Below are 16,683 nucleotides of genomic sequence, written 5' to 3' on the forward strand. Positions count from 1 at the left end.
ATGAACCACCCCCCGACCGCCCCCGCCACGACCCACCCCCCGATCGGCCGCCTGCGCGCCCTGCGCTCGGTCGAACTGCTCACCCCGAACTACGCCGAGGCCGTCGACTTCTACGAGGAGGTGTGGGGCCTCCAGGTCGTCGAGGCCGAACACAGCGCGAGCTGGCTGCGCGGCACCGGCGAGGAGCACCACGCCCTGCGCCTGACCCGCTCCGAGACGATCGGCCTGGGCCGTCTCGTCTTCGCGCTCGGCACCCCGGCCGAGATCGACGAGGCCGCGCGCCGGCTCCGGGCCCGCGGCATCGCGCTCGTCACCGAACCCGGCCCGCTCGACCAGGTGGGCGGCGGCTACGGGCTGCGCTTCCACGACCTCGACGGACGGCTGGTCGAACTCTCCGCCGACACCTGGGCGGTCACCGCGCGCGGCCGGGACGCGTCCCTGCCGGTGGGCGTCACCCACGCCGTGCTCAACACCCCCGACATCGACGCCTCCGTCGCCTTCTACCGCGACGTGCTCGGCATGCGCGTCTCCGACTGGTCCGAGCACCAGATGGCGTTCCTGCGCTGCGGCAGCGACCACCACTGCGTCGCCTTCAACCAGGCACCGTGGGTCTCCCTCAACCACGTGGCCTACGAGATGACCTCGCTGGACCACTTCATGCGCGGCCTCGGCCGGCTCCGGCACCACGGCATCACCCCCGAGTGGGGCCCCGGCCGGCACGGCCCCGGCAACAACACGTTCTCGTACTTCACCGACCCCACGGGCCTGGTCTGCGAGTACACCACCGAGGTCGCCCAGATCGTCGAGGACACCTGGATCTGCAAGGTGTGGCGGCGCACCCCCGAGCTGTCCGACCTGTGGGGGACCGCGGGCCCGCCCTCGCAGCGGATCCGGGCGCACATGGCGGGCACCCCCGACGGCAGCCCCGTCGCCGCACCACCGGTGGACGCCCGTACCGACACCCGTACCGACGCCCCCGCCGACGCCGAAGGAGCAGCGGCATGAACAACGGCCCACGCAAGGTCGGCCTCATCGGATGGGGCGCCATCGGACGCGTCGTCGGCGGCGCGCTCGCCGCCGGAGAGGTGCCGGGAGCCGAACTGACCGGCATCGTCGACAACCGCCCGCTCGGCGACGCGGTCCCCGCACCCCAGCTGACCGTGGAGCAGGCCCTCGCCTCCTGCGACCTGATCGTCGAGGCGGCCGGACAGGGCGTCGTACGGGAATGGGGCGAGGCGGTCCTCGCGTCCGGCACCGACCTGCTCGTGGCGTCCACCGGAGCGCTCACCGACGACGAGCTGTCCAAGCGGCTCCTCGCCACCGGGCCCGGCCGGGTCTACTTCACCGGCGGCGCCGTCGGCGGGCTCGACCTGTTGCAGGCCGTACGCGCCATGGGCCCCCTCGGCGAGGTCACCCTGACCACCACCAAGCTGCCCGCCACCCTCGAACAGCCCTGGATGGACGAGGAGTCGCTCGCCCGGCTGCGGTCCGCGACCGGCCCCGTGGAGGTCATGGCCGGCACCGCGCGCGACGTACCCGCCAAGTTCCCCAAGTCCACCAACGTCGCCGCCTCCGTGGCGCTCGCGGTCGGGGACCTCGACGCGGTACGGGTCAGGGTCGTCGCCGACCCCGCCGTCACGCACACCTCCCACGTGATCGAGGCGAGCGGTGCGCACGGCTCGTACCGCTTCGAGGTCCGCCACCTCCCCGACGCGGCCAACCCGGCCACCAGCCAGGTCGTGCCGTACGCCGTGCTGCGCTCGCTCGCCGCGCTGGCCGGACGCCGGGGGCAGATCCTGTGACCGCCCACGACCTCGCCGGGCTGCACCTGGCGGAGACCGGGGACAGCGGGCCGCTGGTGCTGTGCCTGCACGGCATCGGCTCCTCGTCCGCCGCCTTCGCGCCGCAGACCGGCGCGCTCGCCGCGAACCACCGGATGGTCGCCTGGGACGCGCCCGGATACGGCGAGTCGGCCGACCCGGAGCACGACCTCACCCTCGACGACTACGCCGACACCGCCGCCGCCGTCATCCGCGCGCGGGACACCGAGGCACACGTCGTCGGCGTCTCCTGGGGCGGCGTGATCGGGCTGCGGCTCGCCACCCGGCACCCGGACCTCGTCGCCTCCCTCACCGTCGCCGACTCCACCCCCGGCTCCGGCACCAGCCCCGAGAAGGCCGCCGCCATGCGCGCCCGGGTCCCGGAGCTGGAGAGCCTCGGCCCGCGCGCCTTCGCCGAGAAGCGCGGCCCCCGCCTCGTCTCCGAGGACGCGCCGCCCGAACTGGTGCGGCGGGTCGTCGACACCATGGCCGGCTCGATCCGGCCGCCCGGCTACCGGCAGGCGGCCGAGTCGATGGCCCGCACCGACCTGCGCGGCGAACTCGCCCGGGTCGCCGCGCCCACGCTCGTCCTGTGCGGGGAGAAGGACCGGATCACCGGCCCCGACGCCTCACAGGTCCTGGCCGGCGGTCTGCACCGGACCGCCTACGTGATCGTCAAGGACGCCGGTCACCTGGCCAACCAGGAACAGCCCGAGCACTTCAACGCCTGGCTGCTCTCCCACCTGCACATCGTCACCGACACCCGCACCCGGAAGGGCTGATCACCATGCCGCTGACCACCGACGACTACGACAACGGCTCGGACCTCGCCAAGTACACCGACTCCCTGATCGCCTCCAAGGCCTCCCGCGAGCCGGACTGGGGCACCCTCTCCTTCCAGGAGAAGGCGGGCCCGCAGTACAAGCGGGCGCAGATCCGCTACGTCGGCTCCGGCGCCACCGGCAACCACGACGACGACGGCCGGATCCTCCCCTCCGGCGGCTTCACCTTCTCCAACATGCTGCTGCCGCCCGGCGCCGAGGGCCCGGCCCACACCCACCACGACGTCGAGGAGGCGTTCTTCGTCCTGGAGGGCGAGGTCCGCGTCGGCATCCACCGCGGTCCCGACGAGACCGAGTACCGCACGCTGGGCTACCGCGACATGATCGTGGTCCCGGCCGGGGTGACCCGCTCGCTGAAGAACGAGGGCGACACGGACGCGCTGTTCTGCGTGATCATCGGCACCCGGAAGCCGCAGGTGCCGACGTACCCCGAGTACTCCCCGCTGTACGGCGTCACCCGTGACTGACCCCTCCGACGGGCGCCGTACGGTCGTCGTGACCGGCGCGGGCCGTGGCCTCGGGGAGGCCATGGCCCGCCGGGCGGCGGCCGACGGGTTCCGGGTCGTCGTCGCCGAGCTGAACCCGGAGTGGGGCGCCCGCACGGCGGCGGCGATCCGGGACGCCGGCGGCACGGCCGAGTCCGTCGCCCTGGACGTCGCCGACCCCGCCTCGGTCGAGGCCCTGGCCGCCCGCGTCGCGGCCGGCGGGCCCCTGTACGGCCTGGTCAACAACGCGGCGCTGGCCAACGGCGTCGGCGGCCGGGAGTTCCAGGACATCGACGTCGAGACCTGGGACCGGCTGATGACCGTCAACGCGCGCGGCCCGTGGCTCGTCGCCAAACACCTGCTGCCGCTGATGTCCCGCCCGGGACGGATCGTCAACATCGCCTCGGACGCGGCCCTCTACGGCTCCCCGCGCCTCGCCCACTACATCGCCTCCAAGGGCGCGGTCCTCGCCCTGACCCGCGCCATGGCCCGGGAACTGGGCGAGCGGGACATCACCGTCAACGCCGTGGCGCCGGGACTGACCGAGGTCGAGGCGACCGAGACCGTACCGGCCGCACGCCACGCCCTGTACGCGGCGAACCGCGCGATACCCCGGCCGCAGCGGCCCGACGACCTGGTCGGGCTCGTCTCCTTCCTGCTCGGGTTGGAGTCCGGCTACCTCACCGGGCAGGTGGTCGCCGTCAACGGCGGCTTCACCATGCACTGAAACCGGCCCACACACAGAGATCCGTACATCCGTACGTCCGTCTGCAAGGAGTACCCCATGGACCTCGGCCTCGCCGACCGCACCGTCCTGGTCACCGGCGGCAGCTCCGGCGTCGGCCTGGCCACGGTCCGGGCCCTGCTCGCGGAGGGCGCCCGCGTCGCGACCTGCGGACGGGACGCCGACCGGCTCGCCAAAGCCGTGGCCGGCCTCGGCGCCGGCCCGGACCGGCTCCACACCGGCGTCTGCGACGTCCGGGACGCCGACGCCGTACGGGACTTCACCGAGCGCGCCGCCGCCCACCTCGGCGGGCGCCTCGACGGGCTCGTCAACAACGCGGGCCAGTCCCGGATGAAGGCCCTCGACGAGACGACCGCCGACGACTGGCGCGACGAACTGGAACTGAAGTTCGCGGGCGTCCTCAACCCCCTCGGCGCCGCCCGCGGCCACCTCCGGGCCTCCGACGCCGCCGCGATCGTCAACGTCAACGCCGTCCTCGCCAAACAGCCCGAGACCCGGCTGATCACGACCAGCGCCGCCCGCGCCGGCATCCTCAACCTCTCCGCCTCCCTGGCCCGCGAACTCGCCCCCGAGGGCATCCGCGTCAACTCCGTCTGCCTCGGCCTGGTCGACACCGGGCAGTGGACCCGCCGCCACGCGGCCGCCGGCAGCGGCCTCACCTACGAGGAGTGGCAGGCGGAGATCGCCGCCGACCGGGGCATCGCGCTGGGGCGGCTCGGCCGCGCCGAGGAGGTCGCGTACGCGATCGTCTCGCTGCTCTCGCCGCGCGCCTCCTACATCACCGGAACCAGCATCGACGTCTGCGGCGGAGTCGGCCGCGGCATCCTCTGAGGAGTTCGTATGCGTTACGACCACGGTGGCGGACTCCTGGCCGCCCATCTCAAGTCCCTCGGCGTCGACACCGTGTTCGGCATCGTGTCCGTGCACAACCTGCCGCTGGTGGAGGCCGTCGAGGCCGACCCGGACCTGCGGTTCGTGCCGGTGCGGCACGAGGCGAGCGCCGTCAACGCCGCCGACGCCTACGGCCGGGCCCGCGGCTCCCTCGGCTGCGCCCTCACCTCGACCGGCACCGGCGCCGGCAACGCGGCGGGCTCCCTCATCGAGGCCCTGTCCTCCGGGACGTCGGTCCTGCACGTCACCGGGCAGGTCGAGACGGCGCACCTCGGCAGCGGGCGCGGCTTCATCCACGAGACCAAGGACCAGCTCGGCATGCTCGCCGCGGTCTCCAAGTACGCCGCGACCATCACCTCCGCGCGGGAGGCCGGCCGCGTCCTGCGCGAAGCGTCCGCCGCGGCCCGCACCGCGCCGGGCGGGCCCGCGAGCGTGGAGTGGCCGATCGACCTCCAGTACGCCGCCCAGGAGGACGACGGCGAAACCGCGCCCGCCCCCGAGGCGCCGGTGCCGGACGCGTCCCGGCTGGCCGCGGCACGCGACCTGCTGGCCACCGCCCGACGCCCGCTGATCTGGGCCGGGGGCGGCGCGAACACCGCCCGCGCCGAACTGCTCGCCCTGCTGGAGGCGACCGGCGCCGGCCTGCTCACCTCCAACTCCGGGCGCGGCTCGGTACCCGAGGACCACGACCTGGTCATCGGCAACTTCGCCACCACCCCCGCCGGACGCGCGCTCCTGGCCGACGCGGACGTCGTCGTCACCGTCGGCACCCACTTCCGCTCCAACGAGACCGCCGACTACGGGCTCCGCATCCCCGAGGCGCACATCCAGATCGACGTCGACGCCGCCGCCCTCGGCCGGGTCTACCCCGCCCGGCACGGTCTCCACGGCGACGCCGAGGCCGTCCTGCCCCGGCTCACCGACGCCGCCGTACGGGCCGACGCGGACTGGACCGACCGGGTCCGCCGGGTGCGCCACGAGGTCCGCGCCGCCCTGCACGACGGCATCGGACCCCAGGCCGCGATCTGCGACGCCCTCGCCGCCGCCCTGCCCCGCGGCAGCGTCGTCGCCCGGGACGTGACCATCCCGTCCTCGTCCTGGGGCAACCGCCTGCTGCCCATGCACGACCCGCGCGCCAACGTCTTCCCGCGCGGCGGCGGCATCGGACAGGGCCTCGGCATGGGCATCGGCGCCGCCCTCGCCCGCCCCGGCGAGCCGACCGTCGTGATCGCCGGGGACGGCGGACTCGCCGTCCACCTGGGCGAACTGCTCACCCTCGCCCAGGAGCGGCCCCGCCTGACCCTGATCGTCTTCAACGACGGCGGGTACGGCGTCCTGCGCAACATGCAGGCCACCTACACCGAACGCCGCTCCGGCGTCGACCTGTTCACGCCCGACTTCGGCGGACTCGCCGCCGCCTGCGGGCTGCCGTACGCGCGGATCGGCGACGCGAGCGAGGCCGCCAAGGTGATCGACGCGGCCGTCGCCTCCGACGGCCCGACCCTCGTCGAGGTCGACCTGGCCGCGCTCGGCCCGATGAAGAACCCGTTCACCCCGCCCGTCAAGATCCCCACCCGGTAGGGAGGCCCGCCGACATGAGCGCCACCGAAGCCGCCGAAGAGCAGGAACTGGACCTCCTCGTCCACCGCACGACCTGGGAGGCGGAGGGAGTCCTCTCCGTCGAGCTGGTCCACCCCGACGGCAAGCCGCTGCCCCCCTGGGCGCCCGGCGCCCACCTCGACCTGCACGTGGGCGGCCACGTCCGCCAGTACAGCCTGTGCGGCGACCCGGAGGACGGCGGGGTCTACCGCCTCGGCATCCTCGACGAACCGGCCTCGCGCGGCGGTTCGCGCCACGTGCACACCAAGCTGCGGCCCGGCCAGACTGTGCGGGTGGCCGGGCCGCGCAACCACTTCGCCCTGGAACCCGCCGCCTCCTACGTCTTCGTCGCCGGCGGTATCGGCATCACCCCGATCCTGGCGATGGCCCGCCGGGCACAGCGCGACGGCATTGAGTACCGGCTCGTCCACGGCGGCCGTACGCGCGCCTCGATGGCGTTCGGCGGCGAACTCGCGGCGCTCGGCGGCGGCCGGGTGACCCTCGTGCCGCAGGACGAACTCGGACACATCGACGTCACCGGCACGCTCGCGGACCTGCCCGCCGACGCGCTGGTGTACTGCTGCGGCCCGGAGCCCCTGCTGCGGGCGGTCGAGGAGGCGGCACCGGAGGGGCAGGTGCGCACCGAGCGCTTCGCCGCACCGGCCGCGGCGGCGCGGGAGGGCGACGACAGCGCCTTCGACGTCGAGTGCCGGGCCTCGGGCGTGACCCTGCGCGTGGAGGGCGGCACCTCGATCCTGGAGGCCGCCGAGAACGCCGGACTGGCCGTCGCCTCGTCGTGCAGGGACGGCATCTGCGGCTCCTGCGAGACCCGCGTCCTGGCCGGCACCCCCGACCACCGCGACTTCCTCCTCAGCGACACCGAGCGCGCCACCGGCGAGACGATGATGATCTGCGTCTCGCGCTGCGCCTCGGACCGCCTCGTCCTGAACCTCTGAACCCCCTGACTTCCCTACGGAGATCGCCGTGCCCGAGACCTGGCCCTTCCTGGACCCCCATCAGACCCGTGACCACGAGCCCACCCCCTACGAGCTGAAGCTCGCCCGCACACTCGAGGACATCTTCACCAAGGACGGCCACGACCTGACCGACGTCGTCGACGGCCTCAACTCCCGCCAGCTGCGCACCCCCACGGGTGAGCCCTGGACCGAGGACGTCTTCCGCGCCGAGATGCACCGCCTGGGAGCCTGACATGACCCTCTCGACCCACGACACCGCCGACCACATCTACGCCCACGGCCTGCGCAACCAGTGGCACCCCGTCGTGCCCTCGAACTTCGTCTCGCCCGGAGACATGCGCAGGGTGACCGCGCTCGGCGAGGACTGGCTGCTCTTCCGCAAGTCCGACGGCGGCCTCTCCATGCTCGCCGACCGCTGCCCCCACCGCGGCGCGCCCCTCTCCCTCGGCAAGCACCTGGGCGACCGCGTCGCCTGCTGGTACCACGGCGTCGAGGTCGACGGCACCGGCACGGTCACCTCGGTGCCCGGCCTGCCCGGCTGCAACCTGGAGGGCAAGACCCTCGTCACCTCACTGCCCGTCCGGGAGGTCGGCGGCGCGATCCTCGCCTACTTCGGCGACGAGGAGCACCCCGACCCGGTGGAACTCACCCTGCCCGAACCACTCGCCGACGAGGAGATCTCCGCGTTCCTCTGCTACGCCGAGTGGAACGTGCCGTGGCGGTTCGCCATGGAGAACCTGCTGGACCCGATGCACGGCGCGTTCCTGCACTCGGAGTCGCACACCATGTTCGCCGGTGACACGACCGCCAAGTTCCGCATCCGGGAGACCGGACGGGGCTACTTCTTCGAGAAGACCGACCAGCGGGGCGTCAACTTCGACTGGGTCGAGCTGTGCCACACCGGCGTCGACTGGGTGGACCTGTCCATCCCGTACCCGCCGTCGGCCGGCCCCGGGGGGCCCTTCGGCATCGTCGGCATGGCCTGCCCGGTGGACGCCGGACGCACCGGTGTCTTCTTCTGGCGGTACCGCAAGGTGAGCGACTGGCAGCGGGACACCTGGCGGTTCCTCTACAAGACCCTCATCGAGGAGCGCCACTGGGAGGTCCTGGAGCAGGACCGCGTCATCCTGGAGAGCATGCCCGCGGACGCCGACCAGCGGGAGAACCTCTACCAGCACGACCTGGGCGTGGTCCGGCTGCGCCGCCTCTACCAGGCGCAGGCCGGGCGGCAGTCGAAGGCTCAGTCCGTCCCGGCGGGCTGAGCGGGGGCGTCGTCGGAGTCCACGATCGAACGCTCCAACTTCGACAGCAGACGGCCGAGTTGGCGGTGCTCGGCGGGCGAGAGTCCGCCGAGCATCCGGCGTTCGTTCTCCAGGTGCTCGCTGAACACCTCGTCCACCTTCCGCAGCCCGGCGTCGGTGAGCCGTGAATACACCACGCGCCGGTCCTCGGCGTCGCGTTCGCGCACCAGCAGGCCGTCCTTCTCCAGCCGGTCGAGCCGCAGGGTGACCCCGGCCGAGGAGACCAGCCCGGAGGCCGCGAGCTGCCCGGCGGTCAGCCGGTACGGGGCCCCGGCCCGGCGCAGCGCGGTGAGCACGTCGAAACCGGCGACGGACAGCCCGTGCTCGTCCAGCCGCGCGGTCATCCGCGACTGGTACTGGAGATACGACCGGTGCAGCCGGGCGAGCACCTCCAGGGGCGAGGTGTCCAGTTCGGGCCGCTCGCGGGCCCAGTCCCCGACGATCCCCGCCACAGCATCCGGCCGCCTGGCGGCCCTGCCCTGAGCCATGTCTTCCCCTCGCGGCGTAGATTATGGTGCGGAAATCTTAGCCCTAAGGGAATTGCTCCCACTCTCCGGCGGGCGGGTTCCGGAGGGTCGGTCAGGGGTGCCAGGTCACCCGGTGCTCCGCGAGGTGTGCCAGTACCGCATGGTTCGCCTCCCAGCCGTCCGGGAACTTCACCAGCGTGCCCAGTTGGACCGGCTCCGTGGACGGGTAGTCGTCCAGGAGCCCGTCGACTCCCTCGCGGCAGACGACGATGCAGGCGTGCCGGTGGCGGGAGGTCAGGACGCAGAGGCGGCCCGTCTCCAGGTGGAAGGCGGTGGCGTCGGGGCGGCCGGAGAGGGGGTGCAGGACGACCGTGACGTCGTACTCCCGGCCCTGGAGCCGGTTCGCCGTGTCCACGGTCACGTCGCTCACCCCGAGGTCGGCCAGCGCGGCCCGCACCGCGGCGGCCTGGTCCCGGTGCGCGGTGCCGACCGCGACGCGGGCGGCGGTCAACGGGACGGGATCGGGCGAGCGTTCCGACACCGCCGCGCCCTCCCGGTCCAGGAGCCGCCGGACCACCGACGCCACCGCACGCACCGCCTCCGGGTCGGTGCGCGGGGTGTGCCGGGCGGGCAGCTCCAGCAGGCCCCAGCCGGAGGCCGCGGCCTCGTCGATCACCCGGTCGGGGCCCGAGCCGTCCGACGGCACCGCGAAGGCCAGGCTCCGGTCGCCGTGGCCGGTGCCGCTGCGGAACGGCGTGTACGGGTAGAACGCGTCCGAGACCAGGCGGGCCGCCGAGGCCGGCAGGCGCCAGGAGACCGGAAGACGGTGCTGGGGGAGGCCGGGGTTGTGGGCGAGGAGGGTCGTCACGGCGGAGGCCGACGGGTCGTACGCCAGGCCCGCCCACTGCTCGCTGCCCACCGTCGCGAACGGGTCCAGCTGGCCGGGGTCGCCCACGAACAGCGCCCGTTCGAAGAGCCCGGCGACCGCCAGCAGGGAGTCCGAGCGCATCTGGTACGCCTCGTCCACGATCGCGTGCCGCCACGGCTCGTCCACCTTGACGTGCGCCCACTTCGCTGCCGTGGACAGCACGACCGCCAGGCCCGCGAGGTCGGCGGCCTTCGCCGAGGTGCGTACGTTCGCCAGGCCGTCGAGCGCCTTGTCGTACGCGTCGGTGTCGCTGCTGTGCAGCCGGCCCACCGGCAGCTCGGGGTTCTTCTCGGCGAGGCGCAGGACCAGGTCGTCCACCTGGGCGTTGGTCTGCGCCACCACCATCAGGGTGCGGCCGGCCTCGGCCAGCTCCAGCGCCGCCCGGACGACCAGCGTGGACTTGCCGGCGCCCGGCGGGGAATCCACGACGACCCCGCGCTCGGTGCCGTGCAGGGTGTCGTGGAGGATCGCCGCGGTGGCGCGGGCGGCCTCGGCGCCCGGGTCGAAGGCCGGGGCGCCGGGGGCGGTCAGCGTCAGCGGGGTGGTGGTGGCGTCGGCGGTCACAGCACGTCCTCCTCCGTCTGGGCGTCGGCGGCCTCCGGCACGGCGGCCGCCTCACCGGGCGGCCCCCCGTGCGTCCACGGGGTCTCCTCCGGGTCGGGGAGCTTCGCGCCGCCCCGCTGCTCGTGCTCGAAGAGCGTGAAGCAGACCCGGTCGCCCTTCTCCGGCACCGACCCCGCCTCCGGCTCCTTGCCGCGGCCCATCTTGTCCACGATCCGCAGGACCAGCGTCCCGTCGCCGGGATCACCCGCCGGACCGGCGTACTCCGCCGCCTGCGGCTTGCCGCCCAGCGACCGGTACACCCGCACCCGCTCGCCCAGGTGCGGCCGGTCGTCCGTGCGGACCGTGACCAGCGGACGCGGACTGGGCCGCTTGCTCTCGCTGTACGCCATCACCACGTCGGTGACCTCGCCCGCGAACGCCTCCCCGGCCAGCCGCCGCCCGGCCATCACCAGCGGATCGTCCAGCGCCTCCTGGGCCTCCAGCCGGGCCTGCTCGCGCTCGCGCGTGGCCAGCTTGTTCGCCGCCGTCACCGCGTCGTCGCGGCGCGGCTGCGGGGGCTCGCCCGCCAGCACCCGGTCCCGGTGCGCGGTGAACGACCAGCGGTCGCGGGTCCAGCGGTCGTCGACGTGCGCCCCCGCCGGCAGCTCCCGCAGCAGGTCCAGGCCCCGCCACACCGACTCCCAGGTGGGCCGCGTACGGCTCTCGACCAGGGCGCGGATCTCCCGCTCCGCGGCGGTGAGCGCGCCGAGCCGGTCGTCGGCCTCCAGACCGTCCTCGGCGGCGGCGAACGCGGTGCGCGCGCGGTCGTAGCGCTCGATGGCGGGGGCGAGCAGCCGGTTGTCGAAGGCCGGGTCGGTCGCCGGTCCCGCCGGCGGGCACAGCAACTGGCCCTCCGCGTCGCGGGCCAGCTCGGCCCGGCGCGCCGCCTCCGCGCCGGTCAGGCCCTCGTCGGCGGGGGAGATCCACGCCAGCAGCGCGCCCAGGTGCTGGTCCTCCAGCGTGGACTGGCCGGTCGCCCAGTGCCGGCCCAGCAGGTCGGTCATGGCCAGGAGCAGGGACGATCCCGGGACCCGGGCCCGCTCGCCGTAGTGGGTGAGCCAACGGCCGAGCAGCGGCACCCTGGGCGGCGCCGGGTGCGGCGTCTGCGGGTCCTGCTCCGCCGTACGGCGGAAGCGCATGGAGCGGCCCAGCAGCCGGACGAAGTCGATGCCCGCGCGGCTCGGCACGACCAGCTGCGCGGCGTCCGCGCACAGGTCCACCTCGACCTTGACCCGCTTGCCCGTCTCCGGGTCGGTCTCGGTGCGCTCGGCGGCCTCCACGGCGTCGGCGCACGCCTCGATGTGCGGCAGCACGATGTCCGCCAGCTCGGCCAGGAACGCGAAGCGCAGGTCGCGGTCGCGGGGCTGGGGCACCACCAGCAGGCGCGGCGCGTCCCGGTCGGTGCCGACCAGCGCGCCGAGCGGGGCACCGGCCTCACCGGCGGTGATCAGCGGGACGAAGACCAGCGGACGGTCGGACAGGTGCCGGTGCCGGACGGTGGCTGCGGTCTGCGCGGCGCCGGTGCGCACGGCCTCCAGCCGGGCGAGCGTGGTGATCAGTGACACCCGGCCACCCCGCCGTCCCCGGCGCCGGCCGCCACCAGCGCCTCCGCGCGCAGCCGGGCCGCCCGGCGCAGCGCGGCCACCGCCGGGTCGTCCGGGTCGCCGGCCTCCCCGCGGGCCGCGGCCAGCACGTCCTCGACCGTGGCCAGCCCGCCCAGTTCCGCCCGGACCGGGCGGCCCAGGCAGGTCACGGCGCCGTCCTCCCGGGACCGGGCGCGGCAGTGGAAGGCCAGCTCGCAGGCGGACAGGCACTCGGGCGCGTAGGTCGCGGGGACCGCCTCGACCGCCGCCGTCAGCTCCTGCGCCGGCAGCCCGGGGGAGAAGCAGACGCCGTCGGGCAGCTCGTCGGCGATGTCCTCGATCCGGGTCAGCCGGGCCAGCTGGCGGTCGGTGACCGCACGCTGCTTGCGCACGTCGACCGCGGACGCGGTGGGCAGGTTGGAGAAGTCCCTGGGGCAGACCAGCAGGACGCGGTGGCGCACGCGCGGGGCGGGGTCCAGGTGCGCGGCGACCCGCTCCAGGGCCAGGACGTAGACGGCGGCCTGCCGCGCGGCGGCGCCGACCTTCGCGGGGTCGGCGGCGCCGTCCAGCATGGGGAAGGACTTGATCTCCACGACCGTCCAGCTGCCGTCCGGGTGCACCACCACGGCGTCCGGCTCCAGGAAGGCGGGGGAACCCGCGACCTCCAGGGCGAGCATCGGATGGTCGAGCAGCGTCCAGGCGCCCGGTGTGCCGGTGGCCTCGCGCAGGGCGAGCGACGTCCGGGCCGCGCGCCCCTCGGGGCCGCTCGCGGAGAGGTCGGGCACCCGCGCGCCGGCGGGCGGTTCGGCGCCCCGGTCGAGCTTCTCGTGGACCAGACGCAGCAGTTCGGCGCCGCCGTCCGCCTTGACCCGCGCCTCGAAGGCGTTGCCCCGCATGAAGGCGAACTGCGACTGCCCGAAGACGGACGGCGATCCCAGCGCGCTCGCGAGCGCGGCCTTGTCCACCCCGGCGCCGTCGAGGATCGCGCGCCTGCGGCACCCCGGGTTGGCGGCGAGGGCGGCCAGGGCGCGCGCGTCCAGCGCCTTGGCGGGTACGTCGGGCCCGCGCAGCTCAGCGAGCCGGTGCCGGAGTCTCGTCCCCCGCGTCCGAGGGGGCGGGGTCCGGCTCGGCTCCTGCTTCGAACCGCTGTTCGCGCTGCCGTGGGAATCGCTCACCCGCGGAAGTCTGGCATCCGCCACTGACAATCGGGGAACCCGCGCCGTCGGGGACCGGTGCGGCAGCTGTGCCGCCGGAGGCGAAGCGGGCCATGAGCCGGGTCCGCGCCCGGTTGGAGATCCGCAGTACGACGGGCGTCAGCAGCAGTCCCGCGCCCATCACGGCCGCGCCCGCGACCGCGTCGAGGAAGTAGTGGTTCGCGGTGCCCATCACCACGATGGTGGTCACCAGCGGGTAGACGACGCCGAGCACCTTCGTCAGGCGGCTGCCGCCGTAGCGCCAGAGGATCACGCCGCACCACAGGGCCCAGCCCACGTGCAGGCTCGGCATGGCCGCGTACTGGTTGGTCATCCCGCCCAGTCCGCGCGGCGCGCTGGCCTCGCCGCCCCACCAGCCGTACGAGCTGTACTGGGCCATCGTGTCGACGAAGCCGTGGCTCTTGTCCAGCAGCCGGGGCGGGCAGGTCGGCATCAGCGTGAAGCCGATGAGGCCGATGAACGTGGACGTCATCAGCCAGGTGCGCGCGGCCCGGTAGCGCACCGCGCGGGAGCGGAACAGCCAGATCAGGATCGCCGGGGTGACCAGGTAGTGCAGTGAGGCGTACCAGAAGTCGGCGGGTATGCCTATCCAGGGCTCGCTGGTGAAGAGCCGGTTGAGAGGGTGCTCCGCGTTGAGGAAGAGCGCCTTCTCCACGCTCAGGATCGCGAGGCCGTGGTCGACGGCGTCGGAGACGTCGCCCCGCACGAGCAGGCGGCCGGCGGAGTAGCAGGCGTACACGAGGACGATGAGCGGCAGCTCGGTCCACCAGCGCAGCCGAGTCGTGGGGGCCGCCTCGCTGCCCGGTATCTCGGTGTGCGGCAATCCGATCGCCCTCCCCCTTCTCTCGTTGCTCGCGCGCCTCGATTGACACGGACGTGCCACTCTACGGCCTCCCTGAGCCCGCCTCGCGGGGCGCCCTCGGACCGGATAGACGCCGGGATCGCCCCCCGGGTTGCCCGCGCCCGCCGTGCGGGATGATGGAGGGGTCCCCTCAGACATTTCTCCCGGAAAGGCCTCTTCATGGCACCGCGCATCCTGCTGGCCCGGCACGGACAGACCGAGTGGTCGCTGTCCGGCAGACACACCGGCAGGACCGACGTACCGCTCCTCGAGGAGGGCCGGCAGGGCGCCAAGCTGCTCGGCGAGCGGCTGCACCGGGCGCCCCTGGAGGGCCTGCCCGGCGTCGAGGTGCGGACCAGTCCGCTCTCCCGGGCGCGGGAGACCTGCGCCCTCGCGGGCTTCGGCGAGCGCGCCCGCGCGTGGGACACGCTGATGGAGTGGGACTACGGGGCGTACGAGGGCATGACCCCGGACGAGATCCAGGCCGTCCGGCCCGGCTGGCTGATCTGGCGGGACGGGGTGCCCGACGGGGAGGGCGTGGCGGACGTCACCGCGCGTGCGGACGAGGTCGTCGCGTGGGCGCGGGAGGCGGACCGGGACGTGCTGGTCTTCGCCCACGGGCACATCCTGCGGTCGATCGGGGCGCGGTGGCTGGGGCTGCCGCTGGACTTCGCGGCGCGGATACGGCTGAACCCGACGTCGCTGTCGGTCCTGGGATGGGCCTACGGGGAGCCGGCGCTGGAGAGCTGGAACGACCTGGGGCACCTGGTGGGCTGACCGGCGCGCCGTGCCGGCGTCCGCGTGGGGCGGGGGCGGACGTCAGCCGCCCGCGCCGCCGGGGTGCCGGCGGCTCTCAGGCCGGGCGCGGCAGCGTGCCGTGGCGGTCCAGGAACGCCGAGACTCCCCGGTTGCGGCGGTGCGGCAGCAGGACTCGGGCCGTTCCGGCCAGCATGGTGTGGATGCGGGAGGACTGGACCTCGCCCAGCAGGTCCAGGACCCGCAGGCCGGCGTCCGCCGCCTCGTCGGGGTGGCCGCCGCGGGCCAGGTCGTCCGCCAGCTCCGCCGAGTACAGCGCGAGGTTCCGCGTGAAGTGCGGGTCCTGCAACTCGGCGGCCCGTCGTGCGTGCCGGGCGGCCCGGTGCCAGTCGCCCAGCGCGGACCAGCACTGCGCCTCGAGACCCTCCAGCTCGGCGCGGCCGTAGAAGCTCATCCACTCGGGGTCGGAGTCCGAGGGGCCCCGCTCGTAGAAGGCCTGCGCGCGGGCCAGTGCCTGTTCGCAGCCGACCCGGTCGGCGAGCCCCGCCCAGCCGCCCGCCTCGCGCAGCGCCAGCAGCGACATCAGCCGGTCCGAGCCCAGCGGCCGGGCGGCGCGCTGCGCGGCCTGGGCCGCCCGCACCGCCTCGCGCGGCCGCCCGGCGTCGCGGGCGAGGAACGCCATGTTGCAGAAGGCGTGCGCCTCCAGACCCGCGTCACCGGTCATCCGGGAGGTGGCCAGCGCCTCCGCGTAGTGGGAGCGCGCGTCGTCGAAGCGCCCGGAATCGTGGGCCAGCCAGCCCACGGAGATCGCCAGTTCACCGGCGCCCGTGTAGAGCCGGTCCGCCGTCGCCCGGCGGGACGCCCCGGCGTCCAGCAGCGCGTACGCGGTGCGCAGCGGGGCCGCCGCGCGCCGGTAGAGGCCGTCCGCACCGTGCCGGTCGTCCAGCAGCCGGATCCGGCGGACGGCTTCTTCGAGGGCGCAGGCCTCGCCGGACCCCGCGCGGCGCACGGGACGTCCGGCCGCCGCGGCGTCGAGGGCGAGCCCCAGGGGGCCCAGTGAGGCGGCGGCCACGGTGGCCCCGCTCGTCATGAATGCGCGACGCAGCACGTCGCTCTCCTCATTGTTGTCGTGCTTTTCGTACGGGTCCTGCGTGTCATGCGTCTCATACGGTTCACCCGCCCCCCGTGTCTCACTCGTGGCGCGTTCGGACGGGCGGACGGACGCCGGGAGTGCGTCCTCGTCGGTACGCGCCCGGCGTCCGCGTACCGACGAGCGGGGCGCGAACCCCAGGTCGGTGAGCGTGCGACCGGGGAACATGTGCAGGAACACCCGCTCGTAGGCGTAGTTGGGGCAGCGGATCTCGCCCGCCTCGACCCGGCCGACGTACCGCGCGTCGCAGCTCACCCGCTCGCCGATGTCGCGCGCGGCCCGGCGGACCGCCGCCGCGAACTCGGCCGGCGAGCGCTTGCCGCGCAAGCGCCGGAAGGCGAGGTTCGGCCGCGACGGCCGTTCGGGCTGGGCGGAGGTCACCATTGACGACGCCATGGCCGGGTCCTCTCGTGCGAACCGTCGAACCATGCCGGGAAAGGGACGAGTCGCGGAAATCATCCGCCTGCCATCACCTGGCATC

Annotated in this window: 17 protein-coding genes; 11 read left to right on the forward strand and 6 right to left on the reverse strand. The window is 74.4% G+C overall.

The genetic code is table 11. From position 1 onward, the window contains the following. From ACZ67M_RS01070 to ACZ67M_RS01115, 10 genes are read left to right on the forward strand one after another with little or no spacing between them, the layout of a single operon-like run. Positions 1 to 1,005: a VOC family protein gene (locus tag ACZ67M_RS01070; protein ID WP_385798676.1), complete on the forward strand. Its 1,005-nt coding sequence runs from the start codon at positions 1 to 3 to the stop codon at positions 1,003 to 1,005. After that, positions 1,002 to 1,802, forward strand: coding sequence for an aspartate dehydrogenase domain-containing protein (locus ACZ67M_RS01075; protein WP_392103819.1), 801 nt, complete (start codon positions 1,002 to 1,004; stop codon positions 1,800 to 1,802). Before ACZ67M_RS01070 ends, ACZ67M_RS01075 begins: the two co-directional genes overlap by 4 nt. Further along, the gene (locus ACZ67M_RS01080) at positions 1,799 to 2,602 is read left to right on the forward strand and encodes an alpha/beta fold hydrolase (protein WP_385798672.1); all 804 of its coding nucleotides are present in this window, start codon (positions 1,799 to 1,801) and stop codon (positions 2,600 to 2,602) included. Before ACZ67M_RS01075 ends, ACZ67M_RS01080 begins: the two co-directional genes overlap by 4 nt. A gap of 5 nt (positions 2,603 to 2,607) precedes the next feature. Next, positions 2,608 to 3,129, forward strand: coding sequence for a cupin domain-containing protein (locus ACZ67M_RS01085; RefSeq protein WP_385798671.1), 522 nt, complete (start codon positions 2,608 to 2,610; stop codon positions 3,127 to 3,129). Then, complete coding sequence (locus tag ACZ67M_RS01090) at positions 3,122 to 3,874, forward strand: 3-oxoacyl-ACP reductase family protein (protein ID WP_469849068.1); 753 nt, start codon at positions 3,122 to 3,124, stop codon at positions 3,872 to 3,874. The genes ACZ67M_RS01085 and ACZ67M_RS01090 overlap by 8 nt, the downstream gene beginning before the upstream one ends. A gap of 57 nt (positions 3,875 to 3,931) precedes the next feature. Next, positions 3,932 to 4,723 (forward strand): SDR family oxidoreductase, encoded by a 792-nt coding sequence (locus ACZ67M_RS01095; protein WP_392008172.1) that lies wholly within the window; start codon positions 3,932 to 3,934, stop codon positions 4,721 to 4,723. Between the two features lie 9 nt (positions 4,724 to 4,732). Further along, positions 4,733 to 6,364 (forward strand): thiamine pyrophosphate-binding protein, encoded by a 1,632-nt coding sequence (locus ACZ67M_RS01100; RefSeq protein WP_392008175.1) that lies wholly within the window; start codon positions 4,733 to 4,735, stop codon positions 6,362 to 6,364. A 14-nt stretch (positions 6,365 to 6,378) separates the two neighbouring features. Then, positions 6,379 to 7,338, forward strand: a complete 960-nt coding sequence (locus tag ACZ67M_RS01105; RefSeq protein ID WP_392235324.1) for a PDR/VanB family oxidoreductase — start codon at positions 6,379 to 6,381, stop codon at positions 7,336 to 7,338. 28 nt (positions 7,339 to 7,366) lie between these two features. Next, entirely contained in the window at positions 7,367 to 7,591 is a 225-nt protein-coding gene (locus ACZ67M_RS01110) for a recombinase-like helix-turn-helix domain-containing protein (RefSeq protein WP_122619939.1), read from the forward strand. 1 nt (position 7,592) lies between these two features. Then, positions 7,593 to 8,621, forward strand: a complete 1,029-nt coding sequence (locus ACZ67M_RS01115) for a Rieske 2Fe-2S domain-containing protein (RefSeq protein WP_392008180.1) — start codon at positions 7,593 to 7,595, stop codon at positions 8,619 to 8,621. Here the strand turns inward: ACZ67M_RS01115 and ACZ67M_RS01120 are convergent. From ACZ67M_RS01120 to ACZ67M_RS01140, 5 genes are all read right to left on the reverse strand, one after another. Beyond that, the gene (locus tag ACZ67M_RS01120; RefSeq protein ID WP_392008182.1) at positions 8,600 to 9,148 is read right to left on the reverse strand and encodes a MarR family winged helix-turn-helix transcriptional regulator; all 549 of its coding nucleotides are present in this window, start codon (positions 9,146 to 9,148) and stop codon (positions 8,600 to 8,602) included. The genes ACZ67M_RS01115 and ACZ67M_RS01120 overlap by 22 nt on opposite strands. Before the next feature lie 91 nt (positions 9,149 to 9,239). Then, positions 9,240 to 10,619 carry an AAA domain-containing protein gene (locus ACZ67M_RS01125; protein WP_469849072.1) on the reverse strand — a complete coding sequence of 460 codons (1,380 nt, stop codon included), beginning with the start codon at positions 10,617 to 10,619 and terminating at the stop codon, positions 9,240 to 9,242. Continuing rightward, positions 10,616 to 12,223, reverse strand: a complete 1,608-nt coding sequence (locus ACZ67M_RS01130; protein ID WP_469849074.1) for a hypothetical protein — start codon at positions 12,221 to 12,223, stop codon at positions 10,616 to 10,618. The genes ACZ67M_RS01125 and ACZ67M_RS01130 overlap by 4 nt, the downstream gene beginning before the upstream one ends. After that, the gene (locus ACZ67M_RS01135; RefSeq protein WP_469849075.1) at positions 12,214 to 13,416 is read right to left on the reverse strand and encodes a hypothetical protein; all 1,203 of its coding nucleotides are present in this window, start codon (positions 13,414 to 13,416) and stop codon (positions 12,214 to 12,216) included. The genes ACZ67M_RS01130 and ACZ67M_RS01135 overlap by 10 nt, the downstream gene beginning before the upstream one ends. Beyond that, complete coding sequence (locus ACZ67M_RS01140; protein ID WP_469849077.1) at positions 13,313 to 14,278, reverse strand: phosphatase PAP2 family protein; 966 nt, start codon at positions 14,276 to 14,278, stop codon at positions 13,313 to 13,315. The genes ACZ67M_RS01135 and ACZ67M_RS01140 overlap by 104 nt, the downstream gene beginning before the upstream one ends. Before the next feature lie 198 nt (positions 14,279 to 14,476). Here ACZ67M_RS01140 and ACZ67M_RS01145 point away from each other — a divergent pair, with 198 nt between their 5' ends. After that, positions 14,477 to 15,073 (forward strand): histidine phosphatase family protein, encoded by a 597-nt coding sequence (locus ACZ67M_RS01145; protein ID WP_385798649.1) that lies wholly within the window; start codon positions 14,477 to 14,479, stop codon positions 15,071 to 15,073. Between the two features lie 76 nt (positions 15,074 to 15,149). On the opposite strand, the gene ACZ67M_RS01150 is transcribed toward ACZ67M_RS01145, so the two are convergent. Continuing rightward, positions 15,150 to 16,598: a hypothetical protein gene (locus ACZ67M_RS01150; protein WP_469849079.1), complete on the reverse strand. Its 1,449-nt coding sequence runs from the start codon at positions 16,596 to 16,598 to the stop codon at positions 15,150 to 15,152. Positions 16,599 to 16,683 lie beyond the last annotated feature (85 nt).

It is taken from the genome of Streptomyces sp. NPDC107500, assembly GCF_055582785.1.